Source organism: Bordetella bronchialis, assembly GCF_001676705.1.
Taxonomy (GTDB): domain Bacteria; phylum Pseudomonadota; class Gammaproteobacteria; order Burkholderiales; family Burkholderiaceae_B; genus Bordetella_C; species Bordetella_C bronchialis.
Genome location: NZ_CP016170.1, coordinates 4,571,700 through 4,594,542, shown reverse-complemented (window position 1 = coordinate 4,594,542; position 22,843 = coordinate 4,571,700). Strand labels below are relative to the sequence as shown.

23 protein-coding genes and 1 tRNA gene are annotated in these 22,843 nt (G+C 64.5%); 11 read left to right on the top strand and 13 right to left on the bottom strand.

Annotated features, from left to right (window positions below):
- Positions 1-120 precede the first annotated feature (120 nt).
- The 3 genes from BAU06_RS20240 (at position 121) to BAU06_RS20230 (ending at position 1,662) form a co-directional block, all read left to right on the top strand.
- Positions 121-196, top strand: a tRNA-Lys gene (locus BAU06_RS20240).
- A 142-nt stretch (positions 197-338) separates the two neighbouring features.
- On the top strand, positions 339-689 hold the full coding sequence (locus tag BAU06_RS27130; RefSeq protein ID WP_066359427.1) for a hypothetical protein: 351 nt from the start codon (positions 339-341) through the stop codon (positions 687-689).
- Between the two features lie 61 nt (positions 690-750).
- Positions 751-1,662, top strand: a complete 912-nt coding sequence (locus BAU06_RS20230; protein WP_066354364.1) for a DUF808 domain-containing protein — start codon at positions 751-753, stop codon at positions 1,660-1,662.
- 44 nt (positions 1,663-1,706) lie between these two features.
- On the opposite strand, the gene BAU06_RS26750 is transcribed toward BAU06_RS20230, so the two are convergent.
- Both BAU06_RS26750 and BAU06_RS20225 read right to left on the bottom strand, forming a co-directional pair.
- Complete coding sequence (locus BAU06_RS26750; protein WP_156770298.1) at positions 1,707-1,916, bottom strand: hypothetical protein; 210 nt, start codon at positions 1,914-1,916, stop codon at positions 1,707-1,709.
- 90 nt (positions 1,917-2,006) lie between these two features.
- Complete coding sequence (locus tag BAU06_RS20225; protein WP_066354360.1) at positions 2,007-3,521, bottom strand: sensor domain-containing diguanylate cyclase; 1,515 nt, start codon at positions 3,519-3,521, stop codon at positions 2,007-2,009.
- 251 nt (positions 3,522-3,772) lie between these two features.
- Between BAU06_RS20225 and BAU06_RS20220 the strand changes: the two genes are divergently transcribed.
- Positions 3,773-4,417 carry a response regulator gene (locus tag BAU06_RS20220; protein WP_066354357.1) on the top strand — a complete coding sequence of 215 codons (645 nt, stop codon included), beginning with the start codon at positions 3,773-3,775 and terminating at the stop codon, positions 4,415-4,417.
- Positions 4,418-4,464: 47 nt separating this feature from the next.
- Here BAU06_RS20220 and BAU06_RS20215 read toward each other — a convergent pair whose 3' ends face one another.
- On the bottom strand, positions 4,465-5,445 hold the full coding sequence (locus tag BAU06_RS20215) for an amidohydrolase family protein (RefSeq protein ID WP_066354355.1): 981 nt from the start codon (positions 5,443-5,445) through the stop codon (positions 4,465-4,467).
- Positions 5,432-6,730 (bottom strand): MFS transporter, encoded by a 1,299-nt coding sequence (locus BAU06_RS20210; RefSeq protein WP_066354353.1) that lies wholly within the window; start codon positions 6,728-6,730, stop codon positions 5,432-5,434. The genes BAU06_RS20215 and BAU06_RS20210 overlap by 14 nt, the downstream gene beginning before the upstream one ends.
- A 184-nt stretch (positions 6,731-6,914) precedes the next feature.
- Between BAU06_RS20210 and BAU06_RS20205 the strand changes: the two genes are divergently transcribed.
- The 3 genes from BAU06_RS20205 (at position 6,915) to BAU06_RS20195 (ending at position 10,994) form a co-directional block, all read left to right on the top strand.
- Positions 6,915-7,808: a LysR family transcriptional regulator gene (locus tag BAU06_RS20205; protein ID WP_066354347.1), complete on the top strand. Its 894-nt coding sequence runs from the start codon at positions 6,915-6,917 to the stop codon at positions 7,806-7,808.
- 455 nt (positions 7,809-8,263) lie between these two features.
- Positions 8,264-10,429 carry an AAA family ATPase gene (locus BAU06_RS20200; RefSeq protein ID WP_066354344.1) on the top strand — a complete coding sequence of 722 codons (2,166 nt, stop codon included), beginning with the start codon at positions 8,264-8,266 and terminating at the stop codon, positions 10,427-10,429.
- Positions 10,430-10,529: 100 nt separating this feature from the next.
- A complete protein-coding gene (locus BAU06_RS20195) occupies positions 10,530-10,994 on the top strand; it encodes a type III secretion system chaperone (protein WP_066354336.1) in 465 nt (154 codons plus the stop codon).
- A gap of 12 nt (positions 10,995-11,006) precedes the next feature.
- Here the strand turns inward: BAU06_RS20195 and BAU06_RS20190 are convergent, their stop codons facing one another.
- From BAU06_RS20190 to sctX, 9 genes are all read right to left on the bottom strand, one after another.
- Positions 11,007-11,597, bottom strand: a complete 591-nt coding sequence (locus tag BAU06_RS20190; protein WP_197509342.1) for a LuxR C-terminal-related transcriptional regulator — start codon at positions 11,595-11,597, stop codon at positions 11,007-11,009.
- Between the two features lie 253 nt (positions 11,598-11,850).
- Positions 11,851-12,768, bottom strand: coding sequence for a response regulator transcription factor (locus BAU06_RS20185; protein ID WP_082993765.1), 918 nt, complete (start codon positions 12,766-12,768; stop codon positions 11,851-11,853).
- 117 nt (positions 12,769-12,885) lie between these two features.
- The gene (locus BAU06_RS20180) at positions 12,886-13,782 is read right to left on the bottom strand and encodes a response regulator transcription factor (protein ID WP_066354310.1); all 897 of its coding nucleotides are present in this window, start codon (positions 13,780-13,782) and stop codon (positions 12,886-12,888) included.
- Between the two features lie 366 nt (positions 13,783-14,148).
- Positions 14,149-14,379: a hypothetical protein gene (locus BAU06_RS20175; RefSeq protein WP_066354308.1), complete on the bottom strand. Its 231-nt coding sequence runs from the start codon at positions 14,377-14,379 to the stop codon at positions 14,149-14,151.
- A gap of 75 nt (positions 14,380-14,454) precedes the next feature.
- A complete protein-coding gene (locus tag BAU06_RS26745) occupies positions 14,455-14,634 on the bottom strand; it encodes a hypothetical protein (protein ID WP_156770297.1) in 180 nt (59 codons plus the stop codon).
- 92 nt (positions 14,635-14,726) lie between these two features.
- Positions 14,727-16,133, bottom strand: coding sequence for a type III secretion system inner membrane ring subunit SctD (gene sctD / locus BAU06_RS20170; protein WP_066354305.1), 1,407 nt, complete (start codon positions 16,131-16,133; stop codon positions 14,727-14,729).
- 40 nt (positions 16,134-16,173) lie between these two features.
- Positions 16,174-18,258: a type III secretion system export apparatus subunit SctV gene (gene sctV, locus BAU06_RS20165; RefSeq protein ID WP_066354303.1), complete on the bottom strand. Its 2,085-nt coding sequence runs from the start codon at positions 18,256-18,258 to the stop codon at positions 16,174-16,176.
- 37 nt (positions 18,259-18,295) lie between these two features.
- Positions 18,296-18,658, bottom strand: a complete 363-nt coding sequence (locus BAU06_RS20160) for a hypothetical protein (RefSeq protein WP_066354296.1) — start codon at positions 18,656-18,658, stop codon at positions 18,296-18,298.
- Positions 18,655-18,945 (bottom strand): type III secretion apparatus assembly protein SctX, encoded by a 291-nt coding sequence (gene sctX / locus BAU06_RS20155; RefSeq protein WP_066354295.1) that lies wholly within the window; start codon positions 18,943-18,945, stop codon positions 18,655-18,657. The genes BAU06_RS20160 and sctX overlap by 4 nt, the downstream gene beginning before the upstream one ends.
- A 430-nt stretch (positions 18,946-19,375) precedes the next feature.
- Between sctX and BAU06_RS20150 the strand changes: the two genes are divergently transcribed.
- The 4 genes from BAU06_RS20150 (at position 19,376) to BAU06_RS20135 (ending at position 22,802) form a co-directional block, all read left to right on the top strand.
- A complete protein-coding gene (locus tag BAU06_RS20150; protein WP_156770296.1) occupies positions 19,376-20,029 on the top strand; it encodes a hypothetical protein in 654 nt (217 codons plus the stop codon).
- Positions 20,030-20,070: 41 nt separating this feature from the next.
- Complete coding sequence (locus BAU06_RS20145) at positions 20,071-20,511, top strand: SycD/LcrH family type III secretion system chaperone (RefSeq protein WP_197509340.1); 441 nt, start codon at positions 20,071-20,073, stop codon at positions 20,509-20,511.
- Between the two features lie 65 nt (positions 20,512-20,576).
- Positions 20,577-21,278, top strand: coding sequence for a hypothetical protein (locus tag BAU06_RS20140; protein ID WP_066354289.1), 702 nt, complete (start codon positions 20,577-20,579; stop codon positions 21,276-21,278).
- 30 nt (positions 21,279-21,308) lie between these two features.
- Positions 21,309-22,802 (top strand): hypothetical protein, encoded by a 1,494-nt coding sequence (locus tag BAU06_RS20135; protein ID WP_156770294.1) that lies wholly within the window; start codon positions 21,309-21,311, stop codon positions 22,800-22,802.
- Positions 22,803-22,843 lie beyond the last annotated feature (41 nt).

The following is a 22,843-nucleotide window of genomic DNA, read 5'->3' as shown; positions in this document are numbered from 1 at the left end:
TGGCGTGATGGTCGGGGATTCCCGGCCGGCGCGGGCTTTCCGCGGTCTTGCCTTGGCCCCGCGCAGGCTGCCTTGGTTTGACAGGGGGCTGTGCATCAGCCATAATCGCGGGCTTCGGTTGGGTCGTTAGCTCAGTCGGTAGAGCAGCGGACTTTTAATCCGTTGGTCGCGCGTTCGAGTCGCGCACGACCCACCATCAGTTTGCAGATGAAAAACGCCGCTTTCAAAGCGGCGTTTTTTTTGCCTTGCCTCAGCCGAAAGAAGCTTGGAGCGGCGTCCCGCGCTACGTACGATAGGAACGTCCCGATTCCGGGATGCTTGCCTTGGAGGTACGGATCATGGACACCAAGCGTCTGGTCACACTCACCCTGTTCGCGGCCGCGGCATTGACGGGCACGGGTGCTCGCGCCGCGGGCGATGCAGATGCGCCGGGAGCGGCCGCCGGCCCGCCGGGCATGGGATGGCGGCATCCCATGATGGGCGCGATGCCGCCCATGGGCCGGCAAGCCATGGGGCCCGGCATGCAAGGCTGCCCCATGGGTGCGATGGGCATGGCGGCATTGCCGCCGGGCAACGAGAAAATCGCCATGCAAATGCACGGCGAAATGATGAAAGCCATGGGCGAGATCCTGATCAAGTACGCCGACAAGATCGAGCCCGCGCCGTCGGCGGCCGCTCCCGGAAAATAAAACGCGGCCCGGCGCCGGGTCCGGCGCATGCGAGGCGGCGACCGACTCCGGGAGACGCCTCATGGCTGGAAGCAGCTTCTTCGCCCTGCTCGACGACATCGCGACGCTGCTCGACGACGTCGCGTTGATGACCAAGACCGCCGCCACCAAGACGGCGGGCGTGCTCGGCGACGATCTGGCACTGAACGCCAGGCAGGTCTCGGGCGTCGAGGTCAACCGCGAGCTGCCGGTGGTATGGGCCGTGGCCAAGGGCTCGCTGCGCAACAAGCTGATCCTGGTGCCCGCGGCCCTGCTGATCAGCGCGATAGCGCCTTGGGCCATCGTGCCGTTGTTGATGGTGGGAGGCGCTTTTCTCTGCTTCGAAGGGTTCGAGAAAATCCTGCACGCCTGGTCCCATCGCGGCCGTCCGCAGGCGCGCCACCTGGAACGCAAACAAATGCTGCAGGATCGCTCCGTCGATATCGTCGCCTTCGAGCGCGAGAAGGTCAAAGGCGCCATCCGTACCGACTTCATCCTGTCCGCGGAAATCGTCGTCATCGCGCTGGGCACGGTGGCGTCCGCCACTTTTGGGCAGCGGGTCGCCGTGCTGGCGGGTGTGGCGGTCATCATGACGGCCGGTGTGTACGGCGCCGTCGCGGCCATCGTGAAGCTGGATGACGCGGGGCTGTATCTCAGCGCCAGGCGCTGGCCGGGGGCCAGCACGGTGGGCCGGGCGCTGGTGGCCGCCGCGCCGTACATGATGAAGGGTTTGTCGGTGCTGGGCACCATCGCCATGTTCACCGTCGGCGGGTCCATCGTCGCGCACGGCGTCGGTGCCGTGGGCCACCGCATCGAGGCCTGGACGGATGCCGTGGGTTCGCAGGCATGGGCGCATGCCTTGTTGCGCGTGCCCTTGTACGCGCTGTTCGGCGTGATGCTCGGCGCCTTGGTGACCGGCCTGGTGGAGGCGGTACGGCGCCTGCGGGGGCACTAAGGCGTACGCCCTGTGCCCGCGATTGTCCCGCGACGGCCGCGGGCCTAGGCGCGGTCGCGTTCGCGCGGCTCCGCCGGCTTGGATTCCAGGTACCGTATCGTGCAGGCCAGGAAATTCCGGGCGGTCAGCGGAAGACGGATGTAGAGATCGGGCGGGATGGCGAAGGCCGCGCAAGGGCGGCCGTCCTCCTGCGTGTGTAATGCCGGCACATCCCGCTGCTCATCCGCCTGCTCGCGGTGAGGTGTTCTGTCCATGCCGTTGGCCTCTCTTCGTGCCGCCACGGTGTCGGCCGGGGCACGAGATTCCATTTTCCCCCAAATCGGCGGTCCTGGCATTGACTCGTGTCAATCGCCGGCGCCGCGCGGGTCGGGTATCGCGCAACGTTGCGGCATGCCGTTCCGGCCTTCCGCCAGATGAACCTTGTTGCGGCCGTGGGTCTTCGCCTGATAGAGCGCTTCGTCCGCCTTGGCGACCAGCATCGCGGGCGTGCCGCCCACGGCGGGCGCCGACGACGCCACGCCGATGCTTACCGTTGCCCATCCATCGGCGTTGGACACGTGCATGGCCTCCACCTTTTTACGTATGTCCTCGGCGACCGGCAGGGCCTCTACTCCGGTCGTGTCGCGCAGCAGCAGCACGAACTCCTCGCCTCCATAGCGCGCGGACGCGTCGCGTGGCCGCCGCGTACAGCCGCGGATGACGCCGGCCAGGCGGCGCAGGAAGTCGTCGCCCGCCTGGTGCCCATGGATGTCATTGAAGCGCTTGAAATGATCCGCGTCGATAAACAGCAGGGACAGCGGCATGCCTTCGGTGGCGGCGACGCGCCAGGCCTCCGCGAGTACCGCGTCGAACGCCCGGCGATTGAGCAACCCGGTCAACCCGTCCGTGCGCGCCAGCTCCGCCCAGCGCGCCAATTGCCGGTCGCCATTGCGCATGGTGCGCCGTACCAGATAGGCCAGTATGACCATGGCCGCGCAGAACAGCATGGTGAACGGCACGATGAACCATGCCCGCCGCCGCCATGGCTCGGTGATGTCCTCGGCAGGCTGCGCGATGGTGATGACCAGCGGCAGGCCTGCGACGTGATCGTAGGTGTAGTACCGGCTGGGCCCGCCGTCATCGGACGGCACGACAAACCCGCCTTCCTTGGCCGCCTGGAATCCGAGGTGCACCGCTTGGCCACCGGCGTCCTTGCCCATGCTGTCCACGCCATTGGGCCAGCGCCACAGCACGATGCCGTCCTCGCGGAAGAGCGTGACGGACTCGTCGGGCTCCAGCGCGACCTGCGCGAAGCGGTTGTTCAGGTATGCGGTGCGCAGGATCGCGACCGCAACGCCGGCGAAGCTGCCGTCAGGGTGCGAGAGCCGCCGGCTCAGGGCGATGCCCGGCTCGCCGTTGCGCAGGCGGTTGGTGAGCGGCTTGCTGATATACAGCCCCACGTCGCTATGGGCGCGGTGGACCTCGAAGTAATCGCGGTCCGCGAAATTGCCACGCCGGGGCGTGCCCGGCCGCACGTCGAAACGGATGTCGCCCCGCTCGTCCAATACCACCATGGCGCCCATGTAGTCCGTCATCGCCGCGCGTTCGAACATCAGCCGATGCACCGCATCGGGCGGCATTTTGTCCAAATGTTCATACCCCAGGGTCTCTATCACGCCCATCAGGGTCAGGTCGTAGACGCGTACGGTGCGCGCGATATCCGCTTCCAGCATGGCCGCCATGCTGCGCGATCCCGCCGCGGCGTGCCGCCAGCTCTCGCGCCGGTCATGCATCAGAAAGGCGCCGGCGCCGACGATTGCGCCCAGCACGATCACCGCGGCCAGGGCGTTGGACAGCCGGATGACGGCATGCGAGTTCACCGTGGCCGCCTCCTATGCGGGCGGATCACGTGCCGGTCCTCGACGACCAGGGTCTTCATTGCAGCCGTCCTTCTGTTGCGGGGACCGAGTCGGGTCTTGCCGGGCTGGAACGCCGCTCGGGATCTTCGTATTTACGAATTAATTTGGCAAATATGAAAAAAACGATAACATGCGCATGAGCAAAGTAATACAAATTTTTGTAAATTGAAACTTCGACGCCACAGGGACGGCGGCACTTACCGGAGTCCGCCATGAGCGCCACCGAATCCCGCTTCGTCTCCACCAGGGCGGCCGCCGAGAAGATCGGCGTTTCCGTCCGCACGGTGCAGCTGTGGGTGGAGGCCGGGATACTCAAGGCCTGGAAGACCGAGGGCGGCCATCGGCGTGTATCGCTCGCGTCGGTGCAAACCCTGCTGCGCCGACGGGAACAGGACGCGGCACGGGCGGCGGGAGAGGCGGCGGCGGGCCCCTTGCGCGTGCTTGCCGTCGACGACGATGCTCACCTGCGGTCCCTGTACGAGGCGACGCTGCGCAGCCTGCCGTTCCAGGTGGAGTTCAAAATGGCCGAGGACGGCTACACCGGCCTGGTCCGGATTGGGGACTTCCGACCCCACGTCGTGATCGCGGACCTGAACCTGCCCGGCTTGGACGGTTTTCGCCTCGTCCGGGCACTGAAGGGAGCGCCGGAATCGCGTGACGCCGAACTCATCGTGGTTTCCACGCTGACGCGCGAGGACATCCAGGACCGTGGCGGCTTGCCGCCTGGCGTGGCGGTATTGTCCAGGCCTGTGCCCCGAAGCACGCTGGAACAGCTCATGGCCGCCGCCAACGCCAGGCGCCATGCCGCACCGTCCCGCGAGCCGGTGGATGCCGGGCCCGCGCCGCCAGCCTGCTGACCGGTGCCAATGGCGCGGGCGGGGCCGGCAGGCCGGCCATAAGGTTTCTATAGCCCGAAAAGCTTCAGCGCATTTCCGCCGCGCACCGCGTCGCATTCCGCCGCCGGCAGTTCGGCGGTATTGGCGAAGGCGCCTTGGGTATCGTGTACCTGGTGTGGCCAATCGGTGCCGAACAGCACGCGATCCGCGCCCACCACGGACACCAGGAACTCCAGCGTGCGGGGGCTGTAGCAAATGCAGTCGTAATAGATATGGCGCAGGTAGTCGATGGGCTTGCGCCGCATCTTGCGGCGCTCGGGGATCTCGACTTCATCGCCTTTTTCGAAGCGGCCGGCCAGATAGGGGAGCGCGCCGCCCGCGTGCGAGGCGATGATTTTCAGGTTGGGATACAGGTCGAAGAACCCGTCGAAGATCATGCGCGTGATGGCCAGCGTGGTGTCGAACATGAATCCGACGGACCAGCTCAGATCGAACTGGGTCATGTCCATCGATTGCGCGCCGGGCGGGTCCGTGGGGTGCACCAGCACGGGTAGCGACCGTCTGTCGATTTCCTCCCAGATTGGCGCCAGCAAGGGGTCCGTCAGGCTGCGCCCGTCGATATTCGCCAGCACCATGACGCCGACGGCACCGTTCTCGCAGCAGCGCTTGAGTTCTTCCACCGCCGCCTGCGGATACTGCCAGGGCAGTGAAGCGAACCAGCGGATGCGGTCCGGATAGGTGGCCTGGGCGCGCGCCATCGTATCGTTGGATTCCATCGCGGCGCGCAGGCTGGTGGCGGCATCGCCCCAATAGACATTGGGGCATGTCAGGGAAACGACCGAGATATCGATGCCCGCGGCATCCATGTGCTTGAGCCGCAGCGCGTAGTCGAAATGGCCCTTCTGCGGGATCACCACGGGCGTGTTGCCGCGGAAAATCTCCTGCTGGCCGTCGGGACGCGTCTGGATGTTGTAGACGCCTCCCTGTTGCCGGATCAGTTCCAGCCACTTGTGGGTAAAGGCATGCGTATGTACATCAATGACCGGCATGGCGGGCCTCCTGGTAAGAAACATCCCCGGCACGCCTTTCGCGGATCATGAGGGCGCCCAGCAGCCCCAGGGCGAAGAACACGGCGCAGTAGTGCGCCGGCATTAGCGCATCGCCGGTCGCGTGCAGCAACCACGTCAGGATCACCGGCGAGAATCCGCCGAAGATCGATGCCGCGATGTTGTAGGAAATCGCCAGCCCCGTGGACCGCACTTCGGTCGGGAACAGCGCGGCCGTGACCGCCGGGATGGGGCTGTTGGACGCACCGATCAACAGGGCGAAGGCCAGTTCGACCGTCATGATGGACAGCATCGACGGCGCCTGGACGATCCAGTAATAAGCGGGATACAGCACCGCCAGGAAGAGCGCCAGTGCGATGGCGATCATGCGGCGGCCACCGATCCGGTCGGCCAGCAGGCCGAACAGCGGTATCGTCGCCACCCGCAACAAGATGCTGGCCAGCAGCACGGTGAAGGGCAGCGACACGGGCATGTGCAGGTTCTGCACGGCGTAGATCGGCAGGTACGTGATGATCACGTAGGACATGACATTCAGCGCCGCGCTCAAGGCCGTGGCGATCAGCAAGGCGCGCGGATGGCTGGCGAACACCCGGCCCACGGGTACCTTGATACGCGTGTCGCGGTTCCGGAACGCGGCCGTCTCCGGCAAATTGCGACGGATGTAGAACCCAACCGGACCGATCAGCAGGCCGAAAAGGAAAGGTATGCGCCAGGCCCAGGCGTTCAGCGCCTCGGGCGTGAAAATATGCGTCAAGGCGCTGCCCATGGCCACCGCCAGCAAGGCGCCGAAGGCCTGGGCGAACATCTGCCAGCTCCCGTAGAAATTGTGGCGTCCCTTGGGCGCGTACTCGATCAGCATCGCCGTCGCGGTGCCGAACTCGCCGCCCGCCGATATGCCTTGCAGCAGCCGGGCGCACAGCACGATGGCCGGCGCGAGCAACCCGATCTGATGGAAACTCGGCGTAAAGGCGATCATTGCCGCCGCTACCGTCATCAGCGCGATCACCAGTGTCAGCCCTGCCTTGCGCCCCTTGCGATCCGCGTACCAGCCAAGCGCGATGCCGCCCAATGGCCGCACGATGAAACCGGCGCCGAAGGTCGCGGTGGTCAACATCAGCGCCGCGTACTCGCTGTCGCTGGGGAAGAACTGCTTCGCGATGATGATCGACAGGAAGCCGAAGACCACGAAGTCGTACCACTCCAGCACATTGCCCAGGGTGGACGCGAGGGCGCCACGCCAGTTGCCGCCGGTATCGTCAGTTTGCATGCTATCCCCTTGCCCCGTGGCCGCCCTTGCCGGGCCGCGCCGTGAAAGCCGCGTTGTGTGCCCGGCCGCGCGCCGCCGCGTCCGCCCGTCGGCCGCCGGCGGGTCCTGTTGTCGACCCCGCAATGTAGGGCGCTATAGTCATGAAAACAATCGAATATATTCAATGACTCCATAAAGTCACTTTATGAATCCCACCATCAAGCAGCTGCAAGCCTTCGCGCTTGCCTGCCGGTACGGCGTCCTGACCCGCGCCGCCGAAGAGATGTTCGTGACGCAACCCGCCGTCAGCGTACTGATCCGCCAGTTGGAAGACGCCTTGGGCATGCGCCTGTTCGACCGCACATCGCGCTCGCTGCGCCCCACGGTGGCGGCGCGTGAGATCCTCCCGACCGTCGAGCGCATGCTGCGCGATCTGGAAACAATGAAGTCCAGCGTCAAGGAACTGGCGGGCCGCGAACGGGGCCACCTGCGTTTCGCCGCGACGCCATCGATCGCCGCCGCGTTCGTGCCCACCCTGCTTGCGGAATATCGCCAGCGCTATCCGAACATCGAGATCTCCGTCGACGACGCCGCTCCCGACCGCCTGACCGCGCCTACCCTGGCGGGCGATGTCGAGTTCAGCCTGGGTACCGCCAACGAAACCGCGGAAGGGCTTACCCTGCAATGCCTGGCGCGGGACACGCTGTGCGCGATCTGCCGCCGGGATTCCCGGCTGGCCCGCAAACGCCGGTTGACCTGGGAAGACGCCTTGTCATATCCCTGGATCACAGTGAAGGCCAGCAGCGGCATCCGCAGCCTGATCGACGAAGCGCTCTTCACGCTGGGTACCCGCAAGGCCGTGCAGTACGAGGTCTCCTACATGACGACCGGGCTGTCGATGGCGCAGGCGGGACTGGGCATCGCCATCTTTCCCGGTATCCTTCTGGGTTCATTCCCCCATCCGGATCTGGTCGCACGCCGGCTGGAGTCGCCGATTGTCACGCGCGATGTCAGCCTGATCCGCCGCGCCGAGCATTCGCTCTCGCCAGCCGCGCAGTCCTTCATCGAGCTTTGGTACCAGCGCTTCGGCAAGCCATAGCGATAAGCCCCGACGACAATCGATTCAAACGCGCGGGCGGCTGCGGGCGCGGCCGTATTGCGCGCTGGCGATTTGCAAAACGGTAACTTTCCCTAAATGCGCGGCTCAGAAATTTCCTATTTTTCCCGCGTAGGGCCTTGCCTAGACTTCGACGCATTAAGGTGTCGGGGCGACTGACTGGCAATCCACGTTGATTCCATGCGTGGGCTGCCGCACTCCAGGTCTCCGCAAGGCGACCGCCCGTTACCTCGGTGACCACGTTGGCCCCTTTTTGTCGCAGGCCAACATCGCGATGCCGCTCGTCCACACGCCGGCCGTCACCGTGGGTATCACCCTGACCCCTCAGCCTCGGCGCCCGGATGGCGCCGCCAACCTTATGCGTTCGGTCCTGCGATTGCAGCCGGCCGGCCTGAATCCCTATGTCTCAAATCCTGAATCGGCCCGTTCGAATCTGCTTGCTCGGAGAATTCCAGCTGATCGTCGATGGCGTGGATAAAACGCCCTTGATCGCCTACGGAAAGCCCAAACTCCTGCTCGCCATGCTCGCGCTTTCCCTCGACAAAAAACAGTCCCGGGCGGCATTGGCGGAACTCCTCTGGCCCAATTGCGCATCCGGGGCGCGCGCCAACCTGCGCCACGCGCTCTGCGTCCTGCGCCATGTGATGGGGCCGATGGAAAAAGCCATCGTCTCGACCTCCAGCATGCTGGCGCTGGACCAGAACCTGGTCACCGTGGACGTGCTCGCCCTGTGCGGCATCGGCGCCTATGCCCGGCTTACTCTGGAAGAACGCCTGGACCACGACCGAGGCGATCTGCTCGAACACATGGTCACCCCGGTCAATGCCGCGCTGTCCGCCTGGCGCATGAGCTGGCAATCGCGCCTGTCCCAGGAAGTCTCGCAATGCAGGCAAGCCTATATCGCCCAGTTGTGCGCGGCCGGCCGGGTGCAGGACGCCCTTGCCAGCGCCCGGCAGTGGGTGCAGGTCCACCCCGGCGACGAACACGCGCACCGCGACCTGATACGCATGCTGCGCGATACCGGACGCCGCGAATCCGCCATGAAAGCCTACGAGCATTGCGTCGCGGTCATGGGCGAGTACTACGGCACCACGCCGTCGCTCGAAACACGCTCGTTGCTGGATGTCTCGGCGTCGGCGGACCGCGCGGTCCATGCTTCCGCTTCCGCCAACGACGACGCCCGTCCCCTGGCCGTCCTGGCGGTGGCGATCGGCCATGACGGGGAAGGCGTCCCCGGCGAGGAAACCATAGACCGTGTCCAGGCCGCGCGCCAGCGTCTGGTCCGGCTCGCGCAGGCGGCGGGGCGGCGTGTCTGCCTGGGCGCGGACGGCAATATTGCGATCCTCTTCGGCTATCCCACGCTGAACGAACGGCCCACCGAATCCGCGGCACGGCTGGCGTGCTACCTGCGTCGATGCGCGATATCGCCCCATGTCTCCCTCGGCATGGGCATCCACGCGGAACTGGCGCGTGTGCCCGCCGACAACGGCACCCTGCCCATGATGCTGGTGGGGCAAAGAGCCCTGCGCCTGGCCTATCTTGCCGAACCGGGCGAGACCCTGCTCACCGATGCCGCGCAAGCGCGGCTCAGCGATCGTTTCATGGTGCGATCCGACGAACGCTACGGGCTGCATGTCGGTGTGCTGGAAGGGCAGTCACAGGCGATCACGGTGCACCGCATGTTCGGCAGGACCACCGAGTTCGACATCCTGGTGCGTCGCTGGAACAGCCTGCGCAAGAACGAGCGGCCGCACGTGATGTACCTGCGCGGCGAACAAGGCATAGGCAAGTCCCTGCTGGCCCAGGTATTCGCGGAATACGTGCGGCGCGGGGGCGGTGCGGTCACCTTCCTGCGGTGCGACCAGGAGAACCGCCAGATCGCCCTGCATCCTTTCCATGAGTACTTCCTTTCGCGGCTGGCGGTGCAGGACGGTGTCGCCGGACGCGCGGCCGAAGACACCGAAGCCGGCTACGCCCGCGCCGTCGAATCCCTGGGCTATCGCGTGGGCCTGGACAAGGCAACCAGCGCCTTGCTGGTGGATTACTTCGTCGGCCAGCGGGCCGCCACCGCGCCGGCACCGGCCTCCACCGATGCCGACGCCGAGACGCTTCTCGGTCCGCTTTCCAACCTGCTGCTCGAGGGCGATGCACCCAGCCAACCCTTGCTGATACTCGTGGACGACGCGCAATGGGCGGACGGCATGACACGCATGCTGCTGACCACACTGCTCCAGCATCGGCGCCGCGATCCCGTCATGATTCTGCTGTGTGGCCGCGGCATGAACCTGAGCGTGCCGATCGACGAAACCATCACCATGCCGCCGCTGCGCCGCGACGCCATGGTTCAGCTGGTCAGCTTCCGTGGCAAGGACCAGCGGCTGTCCAGCAAGGTGCGTCGCCGCATCGTGGAAAAGGCTCGCGGCGTTCCTCTTTATGCGGAGCAGATGGTGCGCCAGTGCCCCGCGGATATCGAAGAGGAACCGCCCCATCTGATCCGCGATCTTCTGGCCGCCCGCGCGGTGTGCGAACGCGAGGACGCCAACGAAGTGCCCGTGCCGCGATTGGCAAGCGAATACACCGTCCCTTTCCTCGAGGCGGATTGATGCGGGCGGGCCAGGAACCATACCCCGGTCAATGACACTGACCCGTCCCATGATATGCCGAGGTTTCTCATGAATATGGTATCGCCCGACGGAGACTCATATGGACGCGCATAAGTTGATCGCGCTGTTCGGCGAGGAAAGCGGCGTCCCACTCACCCTGGGTGAATCCGGAACCATCGATTTGATATTCGACAACGACATCACGGTCACCCTGGAACATGACGATCCGCAGGACATGCTCCACGCCTATTCCGTACTAGGGCAGGAGCCCGCGGAAACCGACCAGCGCCTTACCCTGTACCGGGACATGCTATCCGCGAATGCTTTCGGTCACGAAACGGAAGGTGCCGCATTGTCCCTGGATGACCGCACTGGCGAGATCCTCCTCACCAAGCGGCTGGATCTGGCCGACGCCACCGTCAGCCAACTGCGGCGTACCGTCGAAAGCATGGTGGACGTCTCCCTCGGCTGGCGTGAAAAGCTGGCCACCATCGCACATGTTTCGCCGGCCCTGCCTACACTCGGCACGAAGGCCCCCCCTCCCGGAAACGGCCTACGCGCATAAGCGCGGCCGCGCTCAAACCAGCCCCATGTCACGCGCATGCGCGTATAGCTCTGCGTCGTTGCGCGCCGCCAGCTTGCGCATGGCGTCCATCTTCTGGCGGCTGGTCGTCTTCGCGCTTACGCCAAGAATCTCGGCGATCTGATTATTGCTGTATCCCTGCGCGAACAGCCGAACCACCTCCATTTCCCGCGGAGACAACTGCGCCGGTTCTGCGACCTGTGTCCTGGGAACCCCAAGCGCGGCAAATTCGCGCTGTACGTTCTCCGTCACATAGGTTCGACGGCTTGCCGCGCGCTGGACGGCCAAGGCGATCTCTTTTACCGCCGCGCTCTTCTCGACGAGCGCCAGGGCGCCCGCCTGCAAGATGGGTGACATCAAGGCGGGCGACGCCATCTTGGTCAGCACCACGATGCGTACGTCGGGGAACTTCTCCTTTAGCTGTAGCAGCATCGCGAGGCCGTCGGGATGTTGCGAGCCCGGCATGGAAAAATCCGTCACGAGCACGTCGCAGGGATGCCTGGAAAGGCTGGATAGAAGACTGTCCGGGGAATCCGCGGTAGCAACGACGCTGATGTCTCTCGACGCCTCCAGGGCATTCTTCATGCCGAGCAGTACTACGGGGTGGTCGTCGGCAAGTATGACTCGAATCATTTACGGTAAGCGCTTTGGTGAAGCGCAGCCATGTCGGTGCGACACGAATAAACGGAACGCACCCTTTTTGGCGCGCGGTCTCAGGATACGGCCGCGGGTGGCGTCCGTAGCGGTATCCATAAGTTTCGCTCCTCACCGGTGGAAGCTTCGTTAAAACCGCTTCTTTCCTGTTGGGGGAACGAAGCGGGAAGCGCTCGCGGACGGCTCAGGCCAGATCGCGGTCTGGTGCCTGTGCCGGCTCGATATCGCGCTGCGCGGAAGCCGCGCCGTTGCTCGGCGATCGCGCCTGGCGGCGATATCCGGAAGGCGTGATCCCGTGATCCCGATGAAACGCGACCGAGAAGTTGCAGACGCTGCGGAAGCCGACGTGGTTGGCGACCTCGCGGATGGGCATTCCCGTCTGCGCGAGCAGGCGGCGGGCCGTCTCCATCTTCTGGCCGAAGATGACCTTGTGCGCGGACTTCCCCATCCTGGATTTGAATAGCGCGGAAAGCTTGCGCTCATTGGTGCCCACTTGCCGGGCGAGCTGCCGTACGGTGTGTATGCTTCCCACGTCCTGCGAGATCGCATTGAGGGCGTTGCGCAGAAGCAGTTCCTCCGCCGCCGGCGTTCGCGCGCGCTGGACGGCATACTCATCCCGGCAAGGTGTCCTGCGCAGATGCAGGGATAGCCGGGCCAGAAGCTCTTCGGGATAGACCGGCTTGGCGATGCAGTCGATGGCGCCCAGGGAGAACGCCTCGCGGCTGGCCGACTGGCGTTCGGGATCCAGCAGGAAAATGATGGGAATGGACTGCGTGTCCGGGGTCTGCATAAGCAGCCGTCCCATCATGAACGGGTCCATATCATGCATGGCGCCGTCCACAAGGATGATATCGGGGCGCCACGCCTGCGCGTGATAATAGCCCTGCCAGCCGGAAGCCAGCGTGACGCGGAACAACTGGTTGCGTAGAAAGTCGGTGGCCGCGCGCAGTTGCGATGCGTCGTCCGAGACGATCAATACGTGGGACGGCCGCCTATAGGACGCCGGCGCGGCGCTGTGTTGCGCAGCGTTCGACGAGCCCGATAGCGGAGCGACGTCCAGGCTGGGCGTCGCGCGCGATTCAGATACTGTGGGGTAGCTCACGTCCTCTCCTTTTGCATGGATATGGCGTCACGCGCTGGCCCGCCGCGCGCGCGGTGCAAAGTGGCATGCCATTTCCATCCTAGGGAATGCTGGAGCGTCCTGCCTTTAAATTCGCGCTCATAATTTTTGAAAAATACCGCTCGTCGATGCCGGGATCTCGCTACCGCGTTTGATCCGAACTACCGGAAGGCCCGCGAACCGGCGGCGGAAAGCCACGGGGCTGCAGCCGAGCTGCCGGCGGAACGCGGAGGCGAAGTTGGCGGGGCTGGAAAAGCCAAGCTGGTCCGCGATCTCGGCGATGGTAAGCGAATAGTCTTGCAGCAGCGTGCGCGCCCGCTCCATGCGCTGGTCTCGCAGATAGTCATGAATGGTCTTGCCCAGCAGGGTCCTGAAGGCGTGCGTCAGGCGCTTCTCGTTGACACCGATCAAGCGAGCCAGATGCTTCTGCGATGGCGCGTCGGAGAGGTGGTCCGTCAGATACTGTGTCGTCGTATTGACGATCGCCTGGTCATTGGAGATGGCTGCGGCGTGCGGCTTCGTGTCGGCGGACGCGTGGGCGTCGCTCGTCGCGGTCTCTTGAATCGCCGGCGGCGACAATCGGGAAGCCGCGGCGCGGCGTTTCATCTGTAGCTGGACGCGAACGCGGGCCAGGACTTCCTCCGGGTTGTAGGGCTTCAGCACATAATCGGCGCCGCCTACATCGAAGCCCTTCAAGCGTTCGTCCAGACCGGCCGATGCCGTGACGAAAATCACGGGTATATGCGCGGTACGTGGATTCGCCTTCAGCAGCCGGCAGGTGGTGTAGCCATCTGCCTTGGGCATCGATATATCCATCAGGATGACGTCCGGAAGCGGCTGTACCATCGCGCGTTCGTAGGCTTGCTTGCCATCCAGCGCGACCAGGAGCTTGAAGCCCTCCTGGTTCAACAGCTGCACTAACAGCCTGAGGTCGGCCGGACTGTCGTCGACGAGTAGTAGACGGGCGGCTTGCTTGGTTGCTTGAGAGCTGGTCATGGCGCGCTTCCCTCCGTGCTGCCCACACTAAGGTCTCGTCAGAATGCAACGACGGCTATGTAGGTATAGCAATTATTAACATACGGGAACGATCATTTCCACCGTTTGTTGCAAGGCTTCTCATGCTTGAGGTGGAGGGAGCGTACGCCATGCATGTCGCAACACGGACTTTGTATTTCGACCGATGCAAAGGTGGTGGAATTCGTGATGTGCCGGCGATCTTCAGCGTATGCGCGGCATTTCCTTGCCAGCCAGCCCATCATGGGCGTGCGGTGGGACAGCATGGGTCCGCTCGCGACCAGGCCCGGCGCGGCACGCACGTGGGCGCGTAGAGCGGCGTCGCTCGCGCCGCCGATACATTATCTTTCACGTCCCTACGATGCGCATGATGTCCTTGCAGCAGCTGATGATCAGCTTGGTCATGCCCACCGCGCACGCCGCCTTGACGTTGACCACGCCGCTGAGCTCGGCGAATTTCTGGGCGCTCGCAATGTCCAGCACGGGCGTGTTCATGTTGTCTCGGTACAGCTCGTCAAGGTTGGACGTTTCGCGGGTCAGTGTGGTCGTGCCGATATTGTTTGTCGGGCTGGTACTCATCCGGTTGGCTCCATGGGGTTATGCGCGGGCGACCCGCGCGAGGAAAGCGGTAGGCGCGCGAACGGCGTGTTGCGGTCATGTTCCGGGAATGAGCGCGGAGAGAATGCGCTGTGCCGCTCGAGACGCGTCCAGCAATGCCTGTACTTCCGAGAATTCGCCCCGGCGCAAGGGCGCCCGCATCAGGCGCTGTGCGGTCAGCTCGGCGTTGCGGAATTCGCATAGCAGCGAACGTAGCGCCTGCGTTTCGGAAGGCAAGCCAAAAGCCTCGCACAGAGAGGCGGCATCGAAGTCATCTGGTGGCGATGTCATGGTGTAGTGTGGGAGCAAGGTGGCGCGGCACGGCGAAATCAGCGGGAGATGACCGTCTTGACGGGGCCGTCGAACACCACGCTACCGTCCTCGATCGAGGTCAGGCGATAAGCGCCGTGCGTGCCGCCGGGCGCGATGCGGGTTCCATCATCGAGGACCACCCAGGGTTGCTTGCCGCTGACCACGGTCTGGATCCTGAAGGGAACGCCTTGCACGGCGGCCGCGGCACCTTCGTCCAGGGAAATCGCCTGCCTATGAGCTGCCGGTAGCGCGTCCAGCACCGCATTCAGGCTCTGGCGTTGCGCGCCGTCCAGCGTCCCCGCGTCGATCCGGAGCGTTTTGTCCTTCCATGTGGCCGCGACCGGGGGCGCTCCCGCCGACGCCAGCGCGCGGTTTAGCGAGTCGGTCAGGTCGGCGACAAGTATCAGCGTCATCTCCGCCTGAGGCCCGGCATCTTCGCGCCATCGCCGATAGGCTTCCTGCCGTATCGCTTCGGATGCCGCCACGCCCCGGATCTTGAGCGCGCCGGTGGGCATGAAGTCGATGAAAACGCTGGCGTCCAGATCGGCCGTCCGCGCGCCTATGGATCGTGCCGCTTGCGTTTGCGTGCCCACGCGCAGCGCCGGCAGCGGCCATATCGTGCTGAGCGTGGTGGCCAGCCGGTCGTGCTGGGCTTCGTCGTGGACCCAGCCGGTGACCACGATTTCGTGGTCCGGGCTCCAGCTTGCCTGCACGCGCCCCGCGTAGCCGTTGTCCGCCAGCAATTCCCGGACGCGAGTCAGGGCTTCCGTATTTCCAACGAGCTGGCCTTGGACGCTGGGTAGGGCGGCTACCTTGCCAGGCGGAAACGAGGCCACGCTTCCGAAAACGAGCAGGATCAGCAGGCTGCCCACCGCCCAGCGCCATCCTGTCGCCTTCGGCCGTCGCGGGAGCATGCCGCGCAGGCGGCCGTCGTCGTCCATGGGCAACACGCCATGCTCGCCGGACATACGGGCCCGCGCAGTGTTCCCTTCGGAAGGATGCGCGGCCCGTGGGTCGCCCGGGCCGTTGTCCCGCCGCACCTGGCGGTCACTATCCGCCGATGGCGTTTCGGCCGGTGCTGCCATGGCTTCGAGCGCGGCAAGCTCGGGCCAAGGGTCGCCGCAACGCGCGACGGCCAGAAGCACGGTGCCCAGTCGGCACGGTGTACCGAACGACGCTTCGCGGCCCATGAGCGCGAGGTCCGGGGACGTCTCGGTCGTGTCGCTCTGCGCCTTGTCGTCCTGTATTGCCAAGCCCCAACCGGTCGGGCTCAGCTGCAGGCGTGCGGCGGCTTCGGCGATGCCGTCGTCGCAAAGCACGACGTCGCATCGCTCATGCGATCCAATGAGCGCGCCGTCGTGTATAGGGCATCGCGCTCCTTGGTGGATGCCGGTCAGGACCCGCAGTTCCAGGTCTTGTGTCATGACAGTGCTCCGCAAACTACCAGCCGGTGTGCATCATGACTCATAGGTCCACCCGGGCGAGCGGTTGAACGTTTATTTCCGGGACCAGCTCCTGGTAGGAAAGAACGGGCAATTGGTACAGGTCCTGCTCGATGAGCTTGCGCACATAGCGGCGGATGTCCATGGAAGTCAGGATCACCGGCCTGGCGATCATGGTTTCCAGGGTGCCGACCGTGCGCCGTATGCTGTCCAGAAGGGCCTGGGACTTTTCCGGATCCATGGCCAGATAGCTGCCGCCGGCCGTTTGCCGGATCGCATCCCGCACCAGGTCCTCGACATCGGGCGCCAGAAGGTAGGATGGCAGGAAGTTCTGGCCGTTGGAGTATTTGTGGCTGATGTAGCGCTTCAGCGCCATGCGCACGTACTCGGTCAGCAAGACGATATCCTTTTCCTTCTGGGCCCACTCCACCAAGGCTTCCAGTACGGCGCGCATATCGCGTATGGAGATATCTTCCGAGATCAGGCGCTGCAGGATTTCGGCGATCTTCTGTATGGGCATGACGCGATGCGCTTCCTTGACCAGTTCGCCGAAGTTTTCCTCCATGGCGGTCAGGAGTTGGCGTGTCTCCTGGATGCCGATGAATTGCGAAGCGTGCCGCCGCAGGACGATGGACAGGTGCCAGTTAGGCACCTGATGCGGGTGCAGGTACGGAATGCCCGCACCATCCAGCGCCGCCGCATGATCGCGCGAAACCCAGAATGCCGACTCCTGCGAAAGGCCCGCGCTGTCACGCTCGTACGGGATCCCCATGGCGTCAAGGTTGCGGGAGCCTTCGCGCACGAGCACCGATCCGGAGCGAAGCGCGCCCTGCACGATTGGAACTTCGAAAAGCAGTATCTGATAGGACCGGTCGCGCAGCTGCTTTCCGCGGCGCAGCTTGATGTCCGGCAACGGTACGCCCAGCTCCTGGTAGAGCGCATACCGTACGGCGGGGAACTCGCCTTTGACGGATTCTTCGTCGATTTCCGCCGCCAGCGCTTCCGCGAGCTCCAGTGTGACGGGATCGGCAGGCGCGAACTTGGTGGGTTGGCCTGCTTCGGGCTGGGAGTCTCCGTCCGCGCCGAAGCCGCCATCGCCCGGCAAGCCGCCGGTACCCGTGCCGCCTCCGGCGCGGGCGTTACCGAGCAGGACGAAGCCGGTCACGCCGATAAGCGTCGCCAGTGCCAGGAAAACCAGCGTCGGCATGCCAGGGATGAGACCGATGCCCAGCGCAATGATGGCGGCGATGACCAGGGCGCGCGGGTGGGCCATGACCTGCGCGCCGATATCGCTGCCGACGTTGGAGGGTTTGTCGCCAGTGGGCACCCGCGTGACGATGATGCCCGCGCAGATCGCCGTAAGCAGGGCCGGGATCTGCGAGATCAGGCCGTCTCCCACGCTCAGGATGGAGTAGGTCAGCGCCGCTTCGCCGGCGGTCATGCCGCGCTGCACGGAACCGATGAGGAGCCCGCCCAGCAGGTTCACCGCCACGATGATCAGCCCGGCGATGGCGTCGCCCTTGACGAATTTCATTGCGCCGTCCATGGCGCCGTAGAGCTGGCTTTCCTTTTCCACCACGCTGCGGCGCCGTCGCGCTTCTTCCATCTGTATGGCGCCCGCGCGCAGGTCGGCATCGATCGACATCTGCTTGCCCGGCATGCCGTCCAGCGAGAACCGCGCGGCGACCTCGGCCACCCGTTCCGATCCCTTCGTGATGACGATGAACTGGACGATAGTCAGGATCAGGAAAACCACCAGGCCCACCACCAGGTTGCCGCCCACCACAAAGTTGCCGAAGGTGTCGATGATGTGGCCGGCGTCCCCGTCGAGGAGAATCAGGCGAGTGGTGGAGATCGAGATACCCAGCCGGAACAGGGTGGACACCAGAAGTACGGCGGGGAATGAGGAGAACGCCAATGCGGACGGCAGGTAGATTGCCACCATCAGCAGCACGCACGACAAGGTGATGTTGGCCGCGATGAGGACGTCCATGACCGCCGTGGGCATGGGCAGGATCATCATGAAGACGATGGCCATGACGGTAGCCGCCAGCAGGATGTCGTTTCTGCTGGTGGCAATGGCGATAAGGCGTCGGATTGCTTGCATGGGTGAAGGTTGATGCTGACAAGCAAGAAAAGGGGTATTAGCGCACGGCGGCAAGGGCCCGGGAACGGGCGGCGGCATATGCGGTCATGGCCTGCCGCGCATCGTCATGGCGTCCGGCCGCCGCCAGGCAGCGGGCGAGCACCGCGTTGTACGCGGACAGGGAGCGCGTGACGGGATCCGCACGTTCCAGGGCGGACAGGGCCTTGGACGGAAAGCCCGCTCGCAGTCGCACGAAGGCCAGCAGGATCAATGAGCGGCCATGGCATGCGCCCGCGTGGTCACAGGCCTCGAGCAGGGCCATGGCGTCCCGGGCGTGTCCATTCTGCAAATGGAGAAATCCCACGACCTGCAACAACTCGGTCGTTTCGGCCGGCAGGGGCGCCGAACGGGAAGCATTCATCCTTGATACAGCGCGTTGCGAACCGTGCGGGACTGGTTTCTGAGCACCGTGTCGCGATCGAGCACATGCACGGCCGCCAGAAATACCGCGCCGCGATCGCCGCCCTGGGCGGCGGCCTCTCGCAGGGCGCTGCGAGAGCGGTGCAGGACGGCGTCGAACGTCACGGGGTCCTGCAGGGCGGATACGCGTATGACGGGTTCCAGATCCCGGTTGACCTGGACTTCTATGCAGGTGGTCCGCAGGAACCGCGTCAGGCCGGACTCGGACGGCACCGGCGGGACGGGCACGGGTCTGGCGCGCGCGGACTGCCGCGTCCTGGCGCCGTTCGGGGGGAGGCCAGGCGCGGGCCCCTTGGTTTCCTCCGCTGGAGGAATGTGGCCGATCGTCGGGGGGCCGGACAGGGGGGAGGTAGGGCTGATCATTCTGGGTGCTTCCTGGGTTCATGCAGGGACCGGGCACGGCCGGCCGATATGCGCGAACGCCGCGCCGTGAAGCGGCGCGATACGCCGACAGGCATTACATCGTCAATCGAAGATATGAATCGATTGTGTGCAAGGTCACTGTAGTGACGCTTTCCTGCATTCGGTTCCCGTGTTCGCGCAATATCGGATCAAGTGTTGAATATGGGCACCGAGCGAGCGGAACCTGGTGTCGCAGGGGCGGCACGTACGCCGCGAGTCTGTCGTATGGGCTCGAGCAGCAAACATGGAGTAACGCATGAGTGTGACAACATTGGGCTCCGGGTACGGAGCTACGACTTATTACGGGGAAACGGGTGCCCGTGGCGGCAGCGGGGCGTCCGGAAGCACCGATGCAGAGGTCTGGGCCACCGCGATCTGCCAGGCGATGCAGACCAACGCCGAGATGGCGCAGGGGCAGGCAGGGACTTTGTCGTCTAACAACACCGAAGCCGAGCGTCTCATCGGTCGGAACCGCAAGATCAACGACCTGCGCGCAGCGGTCGGGGAATTCATCAATCTGTTCCCGGTGCCCATGGGCAGCGAAAAAACCAATCCGACGCTCAACGAGATCAAGGACATTCTGTCCAAGCGGGCCGACGACGAAAAAGACAAGACCTTCGATCCGGACAAGCCCGTCTACGAACAAGAGAAGCTCGACCAGCTGAGCAAGGCACTCACGGATATAGGCATGAAGGGCGTCGATGGAAGCATGACGAAGAACGACTTCGACACCCTCAAAACACGCCTGGGCGGCCTGCAGGACGAGGTAACGGGAAACCAATCCTTGATCGCGTCCAAGCAAAGCATGGCGGTCGGCAACATCAACATGCATCAAACCAGTAACCAGGGTCTGATCAAGACGCTGACGTCCATCGGCATGGGCTTCGCGCGGGTGACGGGTTCCTCGTGATGGCCGCGCCCTGCCGCGGAATTCCCGGGGCCGAGGCCGTCATGGGCCTGGCACGCGGCATCCTGGAAAGCGGTCGTCCATTGGGCGACGCATTGGGGATAGCGGGCGACGATCGCACAGCCCTGTATGCCGTGGCATACGAACTGTATGCCAATAAACGGTACGACATGGCCCAGCATCTCTTCGCCCAGCTCGTGCTGTATGACCATCAGGATCCGCGGTACATGAAAGGGCTTGCGGCCGCGACCCAGATGCTTGGGGACCATGAGCAGGCCGTGCGGATGTACACCGTCGCGGCCCTCATGGATATCGGCGATCCCGCCGTCGTCATGCACGCCGGGGATTGTTTCAGGCAAATGGGCAGGCGGGCCAAGGCGATCGAGTCATTCGACCTGGCGCGGGCCATGTGCAGTCGTCCCGAACACCAGGAAGTCAAGCGACGTTGCGAAGCGGTTCTTGCCGAGCTCAGGCGCTCCGCCTGAGTCCCCCTTGATCATCAACGGACCATGCGTGGTTCCGAATTTTCCCAGTTTCAAGGAGTATTCATATGAATACCATATCCGCTCCCACCTCCGGCATGGCGATGCAGAATGCCTTGCCGGATCCGGTCCAGAACCCCGCGAGCGCCGGTCCGTGCGGCGCATCGGAATCATTCATGATGTCCATGATCGCCGAAGCCGAGCGTCTCATGGGAGACAGTGCCCGAAAGCTGAACTCCGACGAGAGCCAGGCGGCCATCATGCGTACCGAAGCGGCCTGGCAAAAGAAGCGCGCCGCGGTGTTCGAAGGTTGCAATCGCGAGCTCGACGCCGCCTGGTGGCGGAAGATCACCAAGATCGCCACCGGGCTGTTTTCCATGTTTGGCGGCGCGCTCTCCCTGGGGAGCGCGGTCGGCGCCGGTAATCAGGTAAACAAAGCCTTTACGGAAGGTACCTTGGCCTCAATGACGCAGTACACCGATCGCGGCAACAAGGTCGATACCTGGAGCCGCGTGGGGCAGACCGCCCAATCCTTGCCGCAAGGCGTGGGCGCGTTGGCCGCCAGCTATGGCGAAAGCGAGACGGCGGAGGCAGAAGTCCGCAAGAGGTACCAGGACGTCGAAGGCCAGATGTCCGACAACGACGCCCAAGTGACGATGGAGCTCTGGCGTAAACGCTACGGCGACGCCTCCGAGGCCACCCGCCGCGTCGACAAGATCAACGAAACCCGGGCCGAGTATTTGCGTTCGGCCGTGCGCATCCTGGCGTAACGGCATACCCGCTTCTTGTTGAAGGTTGTGATGGAAACAAGTTTGCAGACTACCGTTGGGCCATTGTGGCCCGACCGGACGTTGGAAAATGGCAAGGAGGCGCCTGTCTCCTCCGACGCCTCCAACGCACTCGAAACCATGGTCGATGCGATCGGCCAGATCGGCACGCTGCTCACCACGGCGGTGCCGGAAAGAGAGGGCACGAAGGACGGAAATTGGCAGACGCTGCTCGATCCGAATGGCGCGCCTCGGCTGTCGCCGCCGGATGACACGCCGGCCATGCCGGTCGCGGCGCCAACGCCGTACAACATCGGAGCGCTGGTGTCGCGCGTACAGACCCTGCGCAATGAGGCCAATGGCGCGGTACTGAATCCGAACTCGACCAAGCTCTACGAGCAGATGAAGACCGGCATCGATAAGTTCGTGAACGCGCAGCTGGACAGTCTCAAGGAGTTCAAGGAAAAAGCCGCCGCCCTCGCGGAAAAGGCCGGGCGTTGGTATAACCGCTTCGCGACCTGGGCGTCCGAGACCATGGGGCCGTACATGCCCTATATCGGGTTCGCGGTCGCCGCGATCGCCACGGTGGCCACAGGCGGCGCGGCGTGGCCCATGCTGGCCATGGCCGGCGTCGGCCTTGCCAACCACGTGCTGAAAGAACAGGGTATCGATGTCTGCGGCGCGGTCGCGAAAGCCATCAAGGATGTCCAGGGCGTGGGCAAGGGCGGGTCCAGCGTGCTGGCCGATGCGGTGACTTCCGTGATGGGACTCGTCCTGGGCGATGCGGAACCCATGGCGAATCTGTTCGGCAGCATCGCCAAGGCGGTGGGCGCCGACAAGGCCACCGTTGAAAAATGGAAGAACTGGGGCCGGCTTGTCGGTATCGCCGCCGGTGTGGGCGTACAGCTGCTGGCGACTTGGGGCGGCGGTATTGCGGGCTCCGTGTCCTCCTTCGCGTCCAGCGCGGGTGGCGCGGTCGGTTCCGCGACGGCACAGCTTACCGGCGCGGTATCGCAAGGGTTGAGCAAGGTCGTCAAGGCGATCGAACCGTACGTGACGGGCCTTGTGAAGATCCTGCGGGAATCCGCCGCGCGGCTCAACGACCTGGCCAGGCTGTTCAAGGAAGCGATGGAGGCCTGCAAGGGCGGCTTGGCGGCGGCGATGAAGAGCGGTCCCGGCGCGGTCCGCAGCAATATCGCAGCATGGCAGCCGCGTATCAACGTTGCGGCAAAGGTCGGGCAGACCGGCGTGATCGGTACGAACGGTCTGATCGGCGGCACCAACGGCTATCGCGAGTATGACCTTGCCGGGGCGCAATACAACGTGGATGTGGCGTCAGCCCACCGGCAGAAGGCCGACAAGCTCCTGGGCATCGCTCGGGACGAGCGGCGGGTGGTGGACGAGGGCCTGCAGCGGACACTCAAGTCCGTGGAGCAGAACCTGAAGGCCACCACGGACATGCTCAGGGCCTATACCAGCGCGCTGCTGGAACGAGGCGCCATCCAGAGCGACGCGATGACCGCCTGATACCCCAGGCCCATATGTGTCGTTCATCTTCTGCTCACTTG